Genomic DNA, 15,403 nt, shown 5'->3' on the forward strand with positions numbered 1-15,403 from the left:
GAGCCTTGCAATGAAAATCTTCTATGCCGTTGTCATAGCAGCGGCCGCGCTTGTGAGTTCAAACGAGGCGTTCGCCCGCTACACCACCACGAAGGGTCCTTGCGCGGTGGATGCCAATCGCTTCTGCGGCGGCGGCGTCTTGACGACGGGCGCCGCGCCCAAGTGCCTGGCCGAACACAAGGACCAGCTGTCGGCATCGTGCAAGGCACGCCTGTTCAAGCACAAGAAGTAACCGGCCGGTCGGCTACGATAGCGGAATGTGCGCCTTCAGGTGGGGCCGGGCGCTGCTTCATGGACGGTTCGTCGGGTCTCGATACCACCGGTCGGCGCATGTGGCGCCGATCCCCGAGCGGGGGATCGGCGCTCTCTTGTTGACGCAGTGCCTCAACAGACGCAACATCAAATTGGGACGGGGGTTCAGCATGACATCGTTTTTGACCGGGTTGCGCCTTTGCGCTTGCGCCCTTGCTGGCATGGCGGCGAGCGGACTGTTCGTCACTTCAGCCCTTGCCCAATCCGCGCCGGCGCCGGTCGGCGTATGGTACAGCGATGCGGGCGAGACGATGGTTATCGGGCAGACCTGCCAGATCGAGGCCAACGGCACCGTTGGCGCGATCGGACAATGCAGCTGGGAGCCGTCGTCCAATGGCGGCATCCTGACCATCATGAACGTCAACGCCTACCAGCCGGCGCCGGTCTATTTCAACATAGTCTGGATCGACGATTCCAGCTTCTCGATCTCTGGCGATGTTTTTCATCGCAGGGGGTGATGTCCCGTTGACAACCGGCTCAGGGGCTCAGCACCATTAGCGGATGCATTTGACCTGGCCTGAAATTGTCTACTCCATTCGCGACAAGCGTTTGGCTGATGCAAACGACCCGTTTGCCTCCGCATTTGCCAGCGTTGAAGAACTGGCGTCTTTCATCGCGGCCGGACCTTTGAACCCGGTTCTGTTCGGATGGACGTCGATGTTCGACCTGTGCGTTCAGCAGACCGCCGTCGAGCCCGGTTCAGGACCCTATCTACGGGTCGGCCCGCTTCATTCCGGACAGGTCGGATTCCGCTATGTCGACACCCTCATACCCGCGAAGCAGTGGCAAAGGGAGGTGGCGCCGGATGCCGTTGTGGAGCGGCTTATGCGCTTCATGGATCAACTTGGATGGGCGCGATCTTGAAAAGGACGTCATCCAGCGTTTCAGCGCGCGCCATCCGCAAGGCGCCGATGGCGCTGACCGAGGCGCTGGTGGCGCGCACCATGCGTGTGGTCGCGGACGCCGGGCCGGTGCCGGGCATGGTTGCCATGACCGATGCCGACTATGCGGGCGTCCGTGATGAGTTGCTGGCCAGCGCTTCGCCCGGGCCGCTGAAGCTGTTCGCCTATGGTTCGCTGTTATGGAATCCGGTTGGCGAAGTCCATGGCGGCCAAAGAGCGGTGGCGCGAGGTTGGCACCGGTCTTTCTGCTTCACCGTCAAGCGCTTTCGCGGCACGCTAGATCAGCCCGGCCTGATGATGGCGCTCGACCGCGGCGGCCAATGCCAGGGCATGGTGTTCGAGATCGCCGAGCCGGTTGGCGAAAATCTGGAAGCGCTGCTGCGCCGCGAGATGACCATCTTGCCCGCCGTCAACGTGCCGCGCTGGCTGCAGGTGAGGACCGAAGGCGCAGTAAGCCAGGCGCTCGGCTTCGTCGTCGATCCCGCCAATCCGCGCTATGCCGGCAAGCTCGACAAGCCAGCGGTGGCGGCGACGCTCGCCAGGGCCGTCGGCCATTGGGGCTCAGGCGCGCAATATCTGTTCGAGACGATCCGCCATCTCGACGCCTGCGGCATCCGCGACCGTAATCTGTGGCAATTGCAGGAACTGGTGGCGCAGGAGATCGGGCGCACCCATCCCGCCATCTAGTCGTCCGAAGGCCTTCCGGGGATCGTACGAACCAGGAAATCTCGAAAGCTTTCCGGCTGCTTATCCGTAAGCGCGGTGAAATCGCTGGAGGTCGAGGCATAACGGCCCTCGGTGATCGAGGCGCACAGAGTGGTGAAGGCCTGTGGCCAGGGATCGTCGAGACGCGCCGTGGCCGAGGCCAGATAGTCGCCGAGCGAAGAGGGACGATAGCGTAGGGGCTGTGCTGTCGTCTTAGCATAGCAGGCGACGATCTCGTCGAAGTCCAGCGGCCGGTTTCCGGTGATCGTGTAGAGGGCGCCGGATGTGTCGGCCCTCGCTGCCGCCGCGGCGACTGCCACTGCCACGTCGTCGCGCGAGACTGGTGTCATCATCCCCTGTCCGGCAGGCAAAGCGAGTTCTCCCGAGGCAGGCGCAAGCCAGGTGTCGAGGATGAAGTCGCTGTAGAGGCCGCAGCGCAGGATGGTCGAAGGCACGCCGCAGGCGGCCAGCCGGCGCTCCGCGTCGCGGTAGACAGATGCATAGTAGAAGGGTGAGGATTCGCCGATGTCGACAATGCTGGTGAAGGTGATATGGCCGACACCGGCCGCCGTTGCGGCCTCGATGGCGTTGGCATGATGGCGCATGACCGCATCTGCATCGCCATCGCTTGAGATCAGCACCAGCCTGTCGATGCCAGCGAAGGCGGCCTTCAGCGCGGGTATATCCTCGTAGTCACCGACGCGCAGCGCTGTTTCCCGGGGCAGGCGCTTTTGCGCGGCCTCAGGCCTGTGGACCAGTGCTGCCACCTCATGGCCTGATGACACCAGCCTCGAGACGACCGCGTTCCCGACTTGGCCGGTGGCTCCGGTGACGAGGATCATCAGCACGCGCTCCAATCTTCCGCTTGACGAACATATATCCCTGTGGTTATACGTCAACCAATAGCCAGCGGGTTATCGATCTGACATGCAAGACGCCCACGACATGCTCTTCAGGACGCTCGCCGACCCGACCAGGCGGGCGATCTTCGAACGGTTGTGCCGGCAGGGGGAGCAGACGGTTGGGGCGCTGACGAGCCAGTCCGGCGTCTCGCAGCCGGCGGTGTCGAAGCATCTCGGACTGCTCAAGCAGGCCGGGCTGGTGCGCGACCGCCACGAAGGCCGCCAGACGCATTACAGCGCGCAGCTCGGCGCGCTGGCGCCGCTGATGGACTGGACACGCGAGATGGCGGGGTTTTGGGAGGCCCGGTTCGATGATCTCGAGGATTTACTCAAGAGGATGGACCAGTGAACGATAGTGCCCAGCAGAACCGCACTGTCGTCGTCGAGCGGCAGATTTCCCATCCGCCGGAAAAACTCTGGCGCGCGCTGACGCAACCGCATCTGATGCAGGAGTGGCTGATGAAGAACGATTTCGCTCCTGTTATCGGCCACCGCTTCAACATCAGCGCCGATTGGGGCGGCGTGCTCGACTGCGAGGTGCTGGCCGTCGAGCCCAACAAGACGCTGTCCTACACGTGGAACCTAGCGCACCAGGATCCGGCCTTCGATCTCAGGAGCGTGGTGACCTTCACGCTGACCCCGACATCGACCGGAACGCATCTGCGCATGGAGCAATCCGGCTTCCGGCCTGATCAGAGGCGGGCCTATGGCGGCGCCAAGATGGGTTGGCCGCAATTCCTGGAGAAGCTGGAAGAGCTTCTGGCGCGAACGGACTGAAGTCCGCCGGCCGATAGAACCCAACACCTAACTTCACCCGAGCGGCTTGCCGCCAGCAAAACCTATGGAGAAAGACGATGAAGATCAAACTGACCACCATCCATGTCGATGACCAGGACAAGGCGCTTGCCTTCTACACCGATGTGCTCGGCCTGACCAAGAAAGCCGATTTCAGCAACGGGCCCTTCCGCTGGCTGACGGTCGCTTCGCCTGATGAGCCCGAGGGCACAGAGCTGCAGCTGGCACTCAACAACATGCCGGCGGCCAGGGCCTACCAGCAGGCGATGTTCGCGCAGGGCCAGCCGGCGGTGATGTTCTTCACCGACGACGTCAAGGGCGACCATCAGCGCATCACGGCCAATGGCGGCACGTTCACCATGGCGCCGACCGAGGTGACCGGCTCGACCATCGCCAAGCTCAACGATGGCTGCGGCAATCTCATCCAGATCACACAGCTGGCGCGCTGGTAGCAGCGCCCGGTTTCACGCGTTTTTCACGGGAGGTCATCTTGGACTGGAGCAAATGGATCAGGCAGGCGCATCGCTGGCTATCGATCGTCTTCACGGCAACCGTCGTCGCCAATTTCGCCACCATGGCCTTCGGGCAGCCGCCTGCCTGGGTGGTCTATTCGCCACTGCCGCCACTTTTCCTGCTATTGTTCAGCGGCCTTTACATGTTCGTATTGCCCTACGTCGCGAAGAAGGAAACAGCATGACGACCACCGGATCGCAGGAGAGCAAATCTCCCTCGGAACTGATCGACGGCAGGATCAAGGAACTCGGCGACTGGCGCGGCGAGATGCTCGGCCGGTTGCGCGCGCTTATTCATCAAGCCGATCCCGACGTGGTCGAAACCTGGAAGTGGCGCGGGGTTCCGGTGTGGGAACATGACGGCATGATCTGCACGGGCGAAACCTACAAGAGCGTCGTCAAGCTGACCTTCGCCAAGGGGGCGGCACTGCCCGATCCCTCGAAGCTGTTCAACTCCAGCCTCGAAGGCAATACGCGGCGGGCGATCGATTTTCAGCAGGGGGTTGAGGTGAACGAGGCGGCATTGAAGGAACTGGTGCGCGCTGCGGTGGCTTTGAATAAGTCGAAGGGCCGAAAGTAGTTGCGTCATGGCCTGTTATCTAATGGTCAAAGTCTGCGCTGCCCCTCACTGTCCTGCCGGACATCTCTCCCCGTAAACGGGGCGAGAGGGGCTGGCGGCGCCGTCGGCGCCTTTCTTGCAACGCTGGAGATTGGCGAAAGCGGCGACGATAGCACCGTTCGCCCCGTTTACGGGGAGAAGATGCCGGCAGGCAGATGAGGGGCAGCGCTGACGGCAGAAGGTTGCCAATGGCCTCGACACGCAAGTCAGCAGCCATAGCGACCCGCAGCCTTTGCCACCCCACAACGACACCCGCGTTTACGATCTGGGAAGCTTGATGGTGCTAAATATCGCCGGATGATGGCTGGCCACCTTGGCCGGCTCCGGATGGATTTGCCATGAACAGCCCGATGCGCATGCCGTGGGTGGACACGGCCAAAGGTCTCTCGATCATCCTCGTGGTCATGATGTACTCGGCCTACAACACCGGCGAGTACACGGGCGGCGTCGGTTTTCTCCACTATGTCATCGGCTTCGCGACACCGTTCCGCATGCCGGAATTCTTCCTGATCTCGGGCCTGTTCCTGTCGCAGGTGATCGACCGGCCGTGGCGGCGCTATATCGACCGCCGCGTCGTCCACTATCTCTATTTCTACGTGCTGTGGGCGATCATCTCGATCGGGCTGAAGATCGGCATCTTCAGCCGGGATCCCGGCGGCATGCTGCACGATCTCGCAATGGCCGTCGTGCAGCCCTATGGCGTGCTGTGGTTCATCTACATGCTGGCGGTGTTCGGCCTTGCCGCCAAGCTTTTGCGGCAGTTCCGCGTGCCCGCCTGGATCGTCATTGCGCCCGCTGCGGCCCTGCAGATGTGGGCGCCGCATCCCGACAGTTATGCGCTTGAACAATTCGCAGCCTATTTCGTGTTCTTCTATCTCGGCTTCGTGCTGGCGCCGTTGATTTTCCGGCTCGTCGAATGGACGCAACCCCGCCCGATGCTGGCCGTCGCCGGCCTGGCTTTGTGGGCTGTGGTCAACGGCCTGCTCGTCTATTCGCCGGGCTATGCCATGCATCCGGTCGGCATGCAGATGGGCCTGGCGGCATGGCCGCCGCTGCATCTCACCTTGGCCGTCGCAGGCGCGGTAGCGCTTTGCGTGCTTGGCGGCTTCCTGTCGGCATTCCCTGTCATGGAATGGCTGCGCTGGCTCGGCGAACATTCGCTGGTCGTCTATGTCGCCTTCACCATCCCGATGTCGCTGTTCCGTGGTGCTGCGCTGGCAAGCGGCCTGCTGACCGACACCGGCATGCTCAGCCTGGCGGTGCTGCTGGTCTCGACCATCAGCCCTGTTGTGCTCTACCTCATCATCCAACGCGTGGGCTTCGGCATGTTCCTGTTCGAGCGGCCGGCCTGGGCGCATATCGACAACAGCGCGCCGCAAGTGGCACCGAGCGCGGCGCTGCAATCAAGCCGGACATAGTCGAGCCGCAAGGCCCGAAGTCGAGCGGCCAGCATCAGCCGTCCCGCAGCCACACCAGCATCTCGCCGGGCTCGCGATTGTCCCAGGCGAAATAGGGGATGGCGGTCAGGCGCGTCTCGACGCTGGCCGGCGGCTCGGAGCGGTAGAGCCCGTCCTGCCAGCCGTCGCCGGCATCGGCCCGCGCCGTGGCCGACAACGTCACCACGCCGCCCAGCAGTTCCGGCTCGTCATGCGCCTCTATGCCCGCCGTGCGCGGCAGTGTCAGCCGATGCAGCCGGCTGTCATTGTCCGATGCCTCGACGCAGTAGATCAGCGGACCGCGCGACAGCGCGACGCGGCCGGCATCCTGCCGGACCTCGGGGTTGGCGTAGAGCCGCTCGATCGGCATTTCGAGGTCGAGCCGGACACGGTCGCCTTTCTGCCAGAGGCGCCGGATCGCGGCATAGCCGTCGCTGGTCACGTCATCGAGGTCGACCGCTTCGCCGTTGATTTCCAGCTTGGCACCGGAACTCCAGCCCGGGATGCGCAGATGCAGCGTGAAGTCCACCGGCGCCTGTGGTTCGACCGTGATCTCGACGGCGCCATCCCAGGGATAGTGGCTCGCTTGAGAAAGGCTGACGGCGGTGCCGCCAATATCGAAGCGGGCGGTGGAGTCGCCGTAGAGGTGAACGGCCAGCGCATCGTCCGCCAGGCTGTAGAAATAGCTGCCGATGGAGGCAACCATGCGCCCGACATTGGGGGGGCAGCAGGGGCAGCGGTGCCATTTCCATCTGTTGTGCCGGCCCCGGCTTTCCAAGGGGTTTTCATAGAAAAACAGCGAGCCGTCGAGCGACAGTCCGGAGATCGAGCCATTGTAGAGCGCGCGCTCCATCATGTCGGCATAGCGGGCGTTCGGCCCCATGCCGAGCATGCGGCTCGCCCAGAACACCAGGCCGACGGCGGCACAGGTCTCGGCATAGGCGCTCTCATTGGGCAGGTCGTAGTCGCTGGTGAAGCCCTCATTGTGCGCCGACGGCCCAAGCCCGCCGGTGATGTAGAGGTTTTTCGTGGTGAGATCGTCCCACAGCCGGTCGAGCGCGACGCGCAGCGTGTCGTCGCCATATTCGGTGGCGATGTCGGCCATGCCTGAATAGAGATACATGGCCCGCACCGCATGGCCGACGACCTTGTCATGCTCGCGCACCGGCCTGTGCGACTGATTGTATTCGTAGGTCTTGAAATGATAGGCCTTCGGGTCGGCGCCACGGGCGCGCGCTTCCTCGTCGAAATAATGTGGTTGTTGGCCGCGCTGGTCGATAAAGTATTTCGCCAGCTCCATGTATTTCGTCTCGCCGGTCACTCGCGCCAGCTTGACCAGCGCCAGCTCGATCTCCTCATGGCCGCAATAGCCCTTCTTCTTGCCGGGCTCGGGCCCCAGCACCGAGGCGATGTGGTCGGCATAGCGGCACATGATATCCAGCAGCTTGCGCTTGCCCGTCGCCTGGTAGTAGGCAACCGCGCCTTCGATCAGGTGGCCGGCGCAATAGAGCTCGTGGCAGTCGCGCAGATTGGTCCAGCGCTTGCCGGGCTGGATGCGCTGGTACCAGCTGGACAGATAGCCGTCTTCCTGCTGGAGCTTGCCGTACATGTCGATGACGGCGTCGATCTTCTTCTCCAGTTCCGGGTTCTTGCGCCGATAGAGCGAATAGGCCGCGGTCTCGATCGTCTTGCCGAGATCGGAATCCCAGAACATCTGCGTCGTCACCGTCGAGCCGGTGAATTCCGCGCCCTGGCGGTCGGCTTCGTCGGGCGAGGGCGAGTGGAAGGGAATGACAACGCCGGGCGAGGGGCAGTCCGGGTCGATCTGCTCCAGCATGCGTGCCTCGACGCAGCGCTCGTAGAGGATGTCGGCGGTGCGCGTGGCGACCGCGTCGGCGCGGTCGCCCCAGAAGCCGTGCACGTCGACCTGCGGCACCGGCAGCGGCCGGAAGGCGAGCTTGGGTTTTCCGGGTTTTGCGGATGCGGTCATGAACTTACTCCATTTGGTCGATTACTTGACGGCCCCGGCCATCAGGCCGCGGATGTAGAAGCGCTGCAAAGCCAGGAACAGGATCAGGCACGGCACCATCATCACTGTGACGCCTGCCTGCACGGCGCCCCAGTCGATGGCGCCGAAGCGGCCTGACTGAAGTGCCGTCATCATCACCGGCAGCGTGAATTTCGACTGGTCGGTCATCAGCACGAGGGCGGCGAGGAACTCGTTCCAGGCGCCGAGGAAGGCAAACAGCGCAATTGTGACGACGCCCGGCCAGACCAGCGGCAGCATCACCTTCAAAAGCATGGTGAGATTGCTGGCGCCGTCCATGCGGGCGGCCTCCTCGATCTCGCGCGGCACCGCGTCGAAGGCGTTGCGCATCATGAAGATCGAGAACGGCAATTGCAGCGTCACATAGACGCCAACCAGGCCGGTCAGCGTGTTGTGCAGGCCAAGCTTGGTCAGCACCAGGAAGATCGGCGTCAGGATCGACTGGAACGGGATCATGATCGTCGACAGGATGAGGACGAAGAACAGGTCCTTGAACGGAAACCGGAACCGCGAGAAGCCATAGCCGGCCAGCACGCTGACGATGACCGACAGAATGACGGTCATCACCGAGACATAGATGCTGTTTTGCGCCGAGGCCCACAGCCCGTCGCCGAAGGAGTTGAGCGTGGCATAGTTTTCGAGCGAGAACCCCGTCGTCGGCCATGGCGGCAGCGGCGGCAGGCGTGCTTCGGCAGCCGGCTTGAAGGCCGACAGCACCGTCCACACGATCGGCGCCACGAACAATATCGAGGCGATTATGCCGGTGGAGTGCCTGGCGAAGCGGGCGGCGAGCTTGCCTCTGGCTGATATCGCCTGCGCCATCAGTCGACGCCCTCGGGCTTGCGCAGCAGCCATAGCTGGACGAGGCTGAGCGCCACCAGGATGACCAGCAGCACCATCGAGAGTGCCGCGCCATAGCCGAGCTTGAACGACACGAAGGACTGGTTGAAGATCCAGTAGACCGCCGTCAGCGTCTGGTTGCGTGGGCCGCCGCGCAGGATGATGTAGAACTGGTCGAAGGCGAGGATCGAGCCGGCCACCGACAGGATCAGTGCCAGCGCCAGCGTGCGGCGCATCAGCGGCAGCGTGATCGCCCGGAAGCGCGCCAACGGCCCGGCGCCGTCGATGACGGCGGCCTCCTGCAAATCCTGCGGGATCGATTGCAGGCCGGTCATAAGGATGATCATGGTGAAGCCGGCGACCTTCCACACCACCATGGCGATGATCGACCAGAAGGCCGGCTGGAAGGTGGCGAGCAGGTTGAACTTCTTGTCGATCAGGCCAAGCTCGTAGGCGGCCGGGCTGAACAGGCCGGAATCGACGTTCAAGAGCCATGACCAGAGCAGGCTGGCCGAGGCGAAGCCGACCACCGCCGGCATGAAGAAGAAGGTGCGGTAAAGGTTGGTCAGCGGACGCGGTTTTTCGATGAAGATCGCCAGGGGGAAGGCGACGGCGAAGATCGCGATGGTGACGATCACGGTGTAGTAGCCGGTGAATTTGAGCGCGTTCCAGAACCTGGTGTCACGCAGGATGGCGACGTAATTGTCGAAGCCGATATAGAAGTGCTCGCCCATCAGCGGCCAGTTGTGCAGCGACATCCACGCCGTCATGCCGAGCGGGATGACGAAGAACACAATGACCAGCGCCACCGCCGGCGCGACATAGAGCAGGCCGATCCACTGCCGGCGCCCGGCGCCGACCAGTCTTCTGGCGCGGGGTGGGGCGGTGGTGGTTGCGATGGTGGTCATGGCTGGATGGCCGATGCTGTTGGGGCGTTGGCCAAGCACCCCCTCACCCGGATTGCCAACCGAATTGCGAAGGGCAATTCGGGGCAATCCGGCCTCTCCCCGAGGGGAGAGGAGGGAGCCGGCACGAGCGCCAGTCTCTTCTCCCCAGCGGGGAGAAGGTGTCCGCGTGGCGGCCGGATGAGGGGGTCTTGTGTCAACGCGATAGCCCTGCCGTTGGCGATGCGAATTTCCGGCCACCCGCCCAGGGAGACGGGCGGGCGGCCGGCAGGCGGCCGCTTATTTCTGCGGCGCCTGGTCGATGATCGACTGCATGGTCTCCTGCGCGTTGGCGATGGCGCCATCGACGTCGTCGCCGAAGAAGACCTCGTTGATCATCTGCGTCCACGGGCCGTTGGCGGAGTTGATCAGGTCGTTGAACACCACCGAATAGGGCGTCTTGCCCTTGGCCATGGCCTCGGCGGCGATCTGGTAGCGCGGGTCGAGGTCCTTCAGCGCGTCCTTGGCGATGTCGCCGCGCACCGGCAGGCTGCCGTATTTGGCGAGGATCGTCTGGCCTTCGAGCGAATAGGCGAAATCGAGAAATTCCTTCACCACGGCGAGCTTCTTGGTGCCCTTGGTGACGACGAAATTGTCGCCGCCGGCAAAGGACGACCAGCCGCCATCCTTGCCTGGCAGGAAGGTGACGCCGTAGTCGATATTGGGATACTGGGTGTTGAGCGCGCCGATGGCGAAGGCGCCGGACGGCGAGATGCCGATGTTGCCGGCGGCAAACGCGGCAAAGAAGTTGGCGCCGGTGTCGGTCTGGGCGCCTGCCGGCACCAGATCCTTCTTGACCATCGAGCGGTAGAGATCGATGGCGCCGCGCAGTTGCGGGCTGTCCAGCGTCGCCTTCGAGCCATCCGCGCTCAGGATGTCGCCGCCCGAGGCCCAGATCAGCGGCGTGAAGGTGAAGATGTTGCAGCCGCCGCAATTGCCGGAGAAGTAGAAGCCCTTGATGTTGCCGCCGAGCGCGTTGACCTTTTCGGCGTCGGCGGCGATCTCGGCCCAGTTGGTGGGGCCTTTTTCAGGGTCGAGGCCGGCCTGCTTGAACAGCTTCTTGTTCCAGATCAGCACCGAGGCGTCCGCCGAGAAGGGCAGGCCATAGATGTGGTCCTTGTAGGTGCCGGTCTTGACATGCGCCGGCGACAGGCTGGCGAAATAGGGCAGGGACTTCGCCCAGTCGGTGATGTCCTCCAACTGGCCAGAGGCGGCGAAGGACGGCGTGTAGATCAGGTCGAGCGACAGCGCGTCGGGCGCCGTGCCGCCGGCGGCGGCCGCGCCATATTTCGGGATGATCTCGGCATTGGGGATGATGTCGAGCTTGATCTGGTCCTTGTGCGCCTTGTTGTAGGCGTCGACGATCCTCGGCATGAAATTCGAGCCGTCGGCGCGCACCCAGATGTTGGCGGTGTCGGCGGCGGCCGCACCCAGACCGCTGCCCAGCACGGCAGCGGTCAGGGCCAGTTTGGCAATCAGGTTCCTCATCTTCTCCTCCTCCAGGGTTGGCCGCTATTCGCGGCTTGGCGCCGATCACGCGGCGCTTTCGTTTCAGCCATCCAGCGGATGGCCGCAGGAATGCCGCACCACCAGCCGGCACGGCAGTTTTCGAATGCCTGGCGCGGCGGGCTGGCCACCGACCAGTGAAAGCAGGGTCAGGCCTGCCTCGCGCCCGAGGGCGACAAGGTTCATGTCGACCGAGGTCAGTGGTGGGCGCGTCGCTTCGGCGACAATCTCCCAATTGTCGAAGCCGATAACGCCGACATCACCGGGAACGCTCAAACCGCGCTCGCGCAACGCGTCGATGACGCCGCGCGCGATCTGGTCGTTGCCGCAGAAGACAGCGTCCGGCCTTTCGCTTTTCCCATCGAAAAGGATCGTCACCGCCTCATGGCCCCAGGCTTCCGACCAGGAGCCGAGCAGCGGCTCGGTGACCGGCAGGCCGTTTTCCGCGAGCACGTCGCGATAAGCCTGGGCGCGGGCATGAACCACGGCAAAGCTCGCCGGTCCGCTGACATGGGCGATGCGCCGCCGGCCAAGCCGGCAGAAATGTTCGACCGCCAGGCGCGCGCCGCCGGCATCGTCGGAGACGAAGGCGACGGCGTCGGGATCGGGCTGGGTGAAGGCATAGATCACCGGGATGCGCAGATTGGCGAGATCGACCGGCAGATGGCGGTCGATGCGCTTGCCGGTGGCGATGATGCCGTCGACGCGCTTGTCGAGCATGGCCTCGACATGCAACTGGCCGAGACGCGGGTCCTCCTCGACATTGCACAGGAACACCGAGACGCCATTGTCGACCAGCGCGTCCGAAATACCCGACATCAGCGGCAGCGAGAAGCGGCCATAGGTATCGTTGGTGAGCAGGCCGACGGTGAAGGAGCGGCTCCTGAGCAGGCTCTGCGCCAGGCTGTTGGGGCGGAAGCCGAGGCTGCGCGCCGTCTCGCGGATGCGCTCGCGGGTCTCGGCGGTCATGCGCCCCTGGTCGTTGAGCGCCTTCGAGGCGGTGGCCACGCTGACGCCGGCCTGCGCCGCCACGTCACGCAAGGTGACGGGCTTGGGGAAAACCGAAACAGGCTGATCGTCCGATGCCATCGCGCCGAGGAATCCTGAGTTGGGAAAAGGTTTTCTCTTAGCGGCCGGAATAAGGCCCGGCCATTGGCCGAACCCGATCGAAACTGTTTGGAAAAACCTTTTCTCAACTCAAGGCTAGGCCAGATCAGGCGAGTGTTCAAGGGGAAAGTGGCAGTGGTCCCGTCGGTGGGAAGAGAAAGGGCCGAGGCTCGCGCCGCTGGATCGTCGCTTCGATCCATGCGGTGACCGCCGCGATGCGAGCGAGGTGGCGCAGGTCGGGATGCGTCAGCAGCCATAGTTCGCGCGCGGGGAATGGATGGCCGTCCTCCGGCATACGCGCAAGTCCCGCGATACGGTCGGCAACAATGCAGGGCAGCAGCGAGCGGCCAAGGCCTGCGAGGATCGCCTGCAGCAGCGGTTCGGCATCGTTGACGACGAGCTGGGCATAACGATCCTTGCGGGCGACGCCGGCAATCCAGCGCGGCTGCGGCAGAGACGCCATGCCGTCCTCATAGGTCAGCCAGGGCAGATCCGTGATCTGCCGGGGCAAATCGGGCGCCGACAGGTGGCTCGCGGCATAGGCGGCATAGGCGAGCGTGCCGATGCGCCGGGCGATGATCCGGCTGCCGGTTTCGGGTCCGGGCCGAGCGAGCCGCAGCGCGATATCAGCCTCGCGGCGGGTCAGGCTGACATCATGGGGGTCGGCGACCAGTTCCAGCCGCAATCCCGGATGGCGCACGACAAGATCGGCAACAGCGGGGATCAGCACCCGGTTGATCAGGACGGGCACGGCGGTGACCCGCACCGTGCCGCTGATCTCGCTGTCGGCGCCCTTGACCGCGAGCGTCAGGCCACCGATCTCGGCCTCCACGGCTTCCGCACGGTCTGCAGCGATCTCGCCGGCCTGCGTCGGTCGCATCTCGCCCGCTGCAGCGCGCTCGAACAGCCGCGCGCCGAGCGTGCGTTCGATCGCCCGCAGGCGCCGTGCCACCGTCGTTGGATCAAGGCCGAGCCGGCGGCCGGCCGCGGCGAAGGAGCCGTCGCGCTTCAGTGCCAGGACGTAGCGCAGGTCGTTCCAGTCAATGTCGTGCATTTTTGCAGCTCTATCAGGTGATCTTTCAGCATGAAGCTGCGAGAATGCTGCGCTAAGGTTGCCGTGTCCATCGCTGGAGAGACACCGTGATCCATGCCGAAGACCTCGCCCCTGAATTCCATCTCAGGACCGCGCCGAAGAACCCAGCCGGCACCGGCCGGATATGAGCATGGCCGATCTGTCGATCGCCGGCCACTCCGGCGGCGAGGTGCTGTTCCTGCTGGCTGCCGCCTTCATCGCCGGCTTCGCCCGCGGCTTTTCCGGTTTCGGCGCGGCGCTGATCTTCATGCCGCTGGCAAGCTCGGTCATCGGGCCGCAATCGTCAGCGCCGCTGCTGCTGATCATCGATGCGGTCGCCGCGCTCGGACTGCTGCCGCGTGGCTGGCTGCTGGCGGACCGGCCCAGCGTCGGCACGATGACGCTGGGCGCGCTGGTCGGCGTGCCGCTCGGCACCTATGCGCTGGCGCGGATGGATCCATTGACGCTGCGCTGGAGTATCGTGCTGTTGGTGGTGCTGCTGCTTGGCCTTTTGATGTCGGGCTGGCGTTACCATGGTCGTCCCGCCACGCCGCTGACGATCGGCGTCGGTGGGCTTGCCGGCTTCTTCTCCGGCGCCGCCCAGGTCGGCGGCCCGCCGGTGGTGGCGTATTGGCTTGGCGGGGGTGGCAATGGCGTGGTGGTGCGCGCCAACATCGTGCTCTATTTCGCCATATCGAGTGCGCTGACCGGGGCAAGCTATCTGGCGGGAGGATTGATCACCCGGCCGGTTCTTGTCCTGGCGCTGGTGACGGGCCCGTTCTACGGGTTCGGCCTCTATCTCGGCTCGCTTGTGTTTGGCCAGACAAGTGAGCGCGGTTATCGCTGGGCCTGCTATGGCCTCATTGCCATGGCGTCGATCGTCAGCCTCCCCGTGCTGGATCCGATCCTGGGTCGGTGAGTGGCGCCTGCCGAAAAAGCGATGCCGCAACGATGCTCACAGCATTTTTCAACGTGCCGACAGAACCCGCTTTGCGTTTAACTTTTCCGCAAGCATTTGCCCGTTAGGTCGACGGCAATGGCCTCGTGGCGGAGCGGCTACGCTGGAGACTGCAAATCTCTGAAGCCTCGGTTCGATCCCGAGGCGAGGCCTCCAAAAATACCATAGCGAAGAAGCCGCGCCGGGTGCGTGAAAGCTGCCTTACTTGCATTTGGCATGCAGGGCGCCCGCGAAAAGAGTGCTATGGAAAGGGGCGTGAGCACGCTCGCTCCGACTTTCCCCGACATTCGAGGTCATTTTCGTGCGTGAACCGTCGCTGCTGCCCGTCTTTGGAAAACTTGGCGCCAAGGCACGCGCTGCCGTCGCGGTGGCACAGGTCCGGCCGGTGGGCATTGCCTTGCGCCTGCGGGGGCTTCTCACCGCGCATGGCGGCATGGCGCTGAAAATTTCGGTTGTCGCCTGGACGGTGTCGGTCCTTGGCGTGGTCTTCTTCATGATGCAGGGCTGAGACGCATGGCCAACCGCTACGCACTGCGCATGGATCTGCCCCAGAGCTTTGCCATCATCGATGTCTTCACCGGCCAGCCAGCGGTGGTCCGGCAAAAAGTGATGGTCGGCATGAGCCCGCGCGAAGCCAATGCCATGCTCGATCAGATGAATGTCCGCGACGTCAGGCGCCGGGAGAGGGCGGAGCGCAAGGATTGAAACGCTGCGGCTGTCAGTTCAAAGGGGGGCCAAGACCCCGC

Annotated in this window: 20 protein-coding genes and 1 tRNA gene; 14 read left to right on the forward strand and 7 right to left on the reverse strand. The window is 64.0% G+C overall.

The window, feature by feature from the left end; genetic code table 11:
- Positions 1-10 precede the first annotated feature (10 nt).
- From A3A9_RS38955 to A3A9_RS0116445, 4 genes are all read left to right on the forward strand, one after another.
- On the forward strand, positions 11-232 hold the full coding sequence (locus A3A9_RS38955; RefSeq protein WP_033838610.1) for a hypothetical protein: 222 nt from the start codon (positions 11-13) through the stop codon (positions 230-232).
- 190 nt (positions 233-422) lie between these two features.
- Positions 423-770, forward strand: coding sequence for a hypothetical protein (locus A3A9_RS0116435; RefSeq protein ID WP_152536115.1), 348 nt, complete (start codon positions 423-425; stop codon positions 768-770).
- Between the two features lie 43 nt (positions 771-813).
- Positions 814-1,176 carry a hypothetical protein gene (locus A3A9_RS0116440; protein ID WP_027059758.1) on the forward strand — a complete coding sequence of 121 codons (363 nt, stop codon included), beginning with the start codon at positions 814-816 and terminating at the stop codon, positions 1,174-1,176.
- Positions 1,177-1,223: 47 nt separating this feature from the next.
- Entirely contained in the window at positions 1,224-1,901 is a 678-nt protein-coding gene (locus tag A3A9_RS0116445) for a gamma-glutamylcyclotransferase (RefSeq protein WP_245279064.1), read from the forward strand.
- Here the strand turns inward: A3A9_RS0116445 and A3A9_RS0116450 are convergent.
- Positions 1,898-2,761: an NAD(P)H-binding protein gene (locus tag A3A9_RS0116450; RefSeq protein ID WP_027059760.1), complete on the reverse strand. Its 864-nt coding sequence runs from the start codon at positions 2,759-2,761 to the stop codon at positions 1,898-1,900. The two genes, A3A9_RS0116445 and A3A9_RS0116450, sit on opposite strands and share 4 nt — an antisense overlap.
- 85 nt (positions 2,762-2,846) lie before the next feature.
- Here A3A9_RS0116450 and A3A9_RS0116455 point away from each other — a divergent pair, with 85 nt between their 5' ends.
- The 6 genes from A3A9_RS0116455 to A3A9_RS0116480 all read left to right on the forward strand — a co-directional run bounded on the left by A3A9_RS0116455 (position 2,847) and on the right by A3A9_RS0116480 (position 6,165).
- The gene (locus A3A9_RS0116455) at positions 2,847-3,170 is read left to right on the forward strand and encodes an ArsR/SmtB family transcription factor (protein ID WP_027059761.1); all 324 of its coding nucleotides are present in this window, start codon (positions 2,847-2,849) and stop codon (positions 3,168-3,170) included.
- A complete protein-coding gene (locus A3A9_RS0116460) occupies positions 3,167-3,598 on the forward strand; it encodes an SRPBCC family protein (protein ID WP_027059762.1) in 432 nt (143 codons plus the stop codon). The genes A3A9_RS0116455 and A3A9_RS0116460 overlap by 4 nt, the downstream gene beginning before the upstream one ends.
- A 77-nt stretch (positions 3,599-3,675) precedes the next feature.
- Positions 3,676-4,068: a VOC family protein gene (locus A3A9_RS0116465; protein WP_027059763.1), complete on the forward strand. Its 393-nt coding sequence runs from the start codon at positions 3,676-3,678 to the stop codon at positions 4,066-4,068.
- Positions 4,069-4,106: 38 nt separating this feature from the next.
- Complete coding sequence (locus tag A3A9_RS0116470; RefSeq protein WP_027059764.1) at positions 4,107-4,313, forward strand: hypothetical protein; 207 nt, start codon at positions 4,107-4,109, stop codon at positions 4,311-4,313.
- Positions 4,310-4,708, forward strand: coding sequence for a DUF1801 domain-containing protein (locus A3A9_RS0116475; RefSeq protein WP_027059765.1), 399 nt, complete (start codon positions 4,310-4,312; stop codon positions 4,706-4,708). Before A3A9_RS0116470 ends, A3A9_RS0116475 begins: the two co-directional genes overlap by 4 nt.
- Positions 4,709-5,085: 377 nt before the next feature.
- A complete protein-coding gene (locus A3A9_RS0116480; protein WP_033838611.1) occupies positions 5,086-6,165 on the forward strand; it encodes an acyltransferase family protein in 1,080 nt (359 codons plus the stop codon).
- A 34-nt stretch (positions 6,166-6,199) separates the two neighbouring features.
- On the opposite strand, the gene A3A9_RS0116485 is transcribed toward A3A9_RS0116480, so the two are convergent.
- The 6 genes from A3A9_RS0116485 to A3A9_RS38960 all read right to left on the reverse strand — a co-directional run bounded on the left by A3A9_RS0116485 (position 6,200) and on the right by A3A9_RS38960 (position 13,681).
- Complete coding sequence (locus A3A9_RS0116485; RefSeq protein WP_027059767.1) at positions 6,200-8,173, reverse strand: glycoside hydrolase family 127 protein; 1,974 nt, start codon at positions 8,171-8,173, stop codon at positions 6,200-6,202.
- Positions 8,174-8,194: 21 nt separating this feature from the next.
- Complete coding sequence (locus A3A9_RS0116490; RefSeq protein WP_027059768.1) at positions 8,195-9,052, reverse strand: carbohydrate ABC transporter permease; 858 nt, start codon at positions 9,050-9,052, stop codon at positions 8,195-8,197.
- Positions 9,052-9,978 carry a carbohydrate ABC transporter permease gene (locus A3A9_RS0116495; RefSeq protein ID WP_027059769.1) on the reverse strand — a complete coding sequence of 309 codons (927 nt, stop codon included), beginning with the start codon at positions 9,976-9,978 and terminating at the stop codon, positions 9,052-9,054. The genes A3A9_RS0116490 and A3A9_RS0116495 overlap by 1 nt, the downstream gene beginning before the upstream one ends.
- A 276-nt stretch (positions 9,979-10,254) precedes the next feature.
- Positions 10,255-11,502: an ABC transporter substrate-binding protein gene (locus tag A3A9_RS0116500; RefSeq protein ID WP_027059770.1), complete on the reverse strand. Its 1,248-nt coding sequence runs from the start codon at positions 11,500-11,502 to the stop codon at positions 10,255-10,257.
- Positions 11,503-11,565: 63 nt separating this feature from the next.
- Positions 11,566-12,609, reverse strand: a complete 1,044-nt coding sequence (locus tag A3A9_RS0116505) for a LacI family DNA-binding transcriptional regulator (protein WP_027059771.1) — start codon at positions 12,607-12,609, stop codon at positions 11,566-11,568.
- Between the two features lie 136 nt (positions 12,610-12,745).
- Positions 12,746-13,681 carry a LysR family transcriptional regulator gene (locus tag A3A9_RS38960; RefSeq protein ID WP_063827781.1) on the reverse strand — a complete coding sequence of 312 codons (936 nt, stop codon included), beginning with the start codon at positions 13,679-13,681 and terminating at the stop codon, positions 12,746-12,748.
- Positions 13,682-13,844: 163 nt separating this feature from the next.
- On the opposite strand from A3A9_RS38960, the gene A3A9_RS0116515 reads away from it, so the two are divergent.
- The 4 genes from A3A9_RS0116515 (at position 13,845) to A3A9_RS0116530 (ending at position 15,362) form a co-directional block, all read left to right on the forward strand.
- Complete coding sequence (locus A3A9_RS0116515) at positions 13,845-14,618, forward strand: sulfite exporter TauE/SafE family protein (protein ID WP_027059772.1); 774 nt, start codon at positions 13,845-13,847, stop codon at positions 14,616-14,618.
- A gap of 119 nt (positions 14,619-14,737) precedes the next feature.
- Positions 14,738-14,813: transfer RNA gene (locus tag A3A9_RS0116520), tRNA-Cys, on the forward strand.
- 145 nt (positions 14,814-14,958) lie between these two features.
- On the forward strand, positions 14,959-15,165 hold the full coding sequence (locus tag A3A9_RS0116525) for a hypothetical protein (RefSeq protein WP_027059773.1): 207 nt from the start codon (positions 14,959-14,961) through the stop codon (positions 15,163-15,165).
- Positions 15,166-15,170: 5 nt separating this feature from the next.
- Positions 15,171-15,362: a hypothetical protein gene (locus tag A3A9_RS0116530; protein ID WP_027059774.1), complete on the forward strand. Its 192-nt coding sequence runs from the start codon at positions 15,171-15,173 to the stop codon at positions 15,360-15,362.
- Positions 15,363-15,403 lie beyond the last annotated feature (41 nt).

The sequence above is a fragment of the Mesorhizobium loti CJ3sym genome (genome assembly GCF_000472785.1).
In the GTDB taxonomy this organism is placed as follows: domain Bacteria; phylum Pseudomonadota; class Alphaproteobacteria; order Rhizobiales; family Rhizobiaceae; genus Mesorhizobium; species Mesorhizobium loti_E.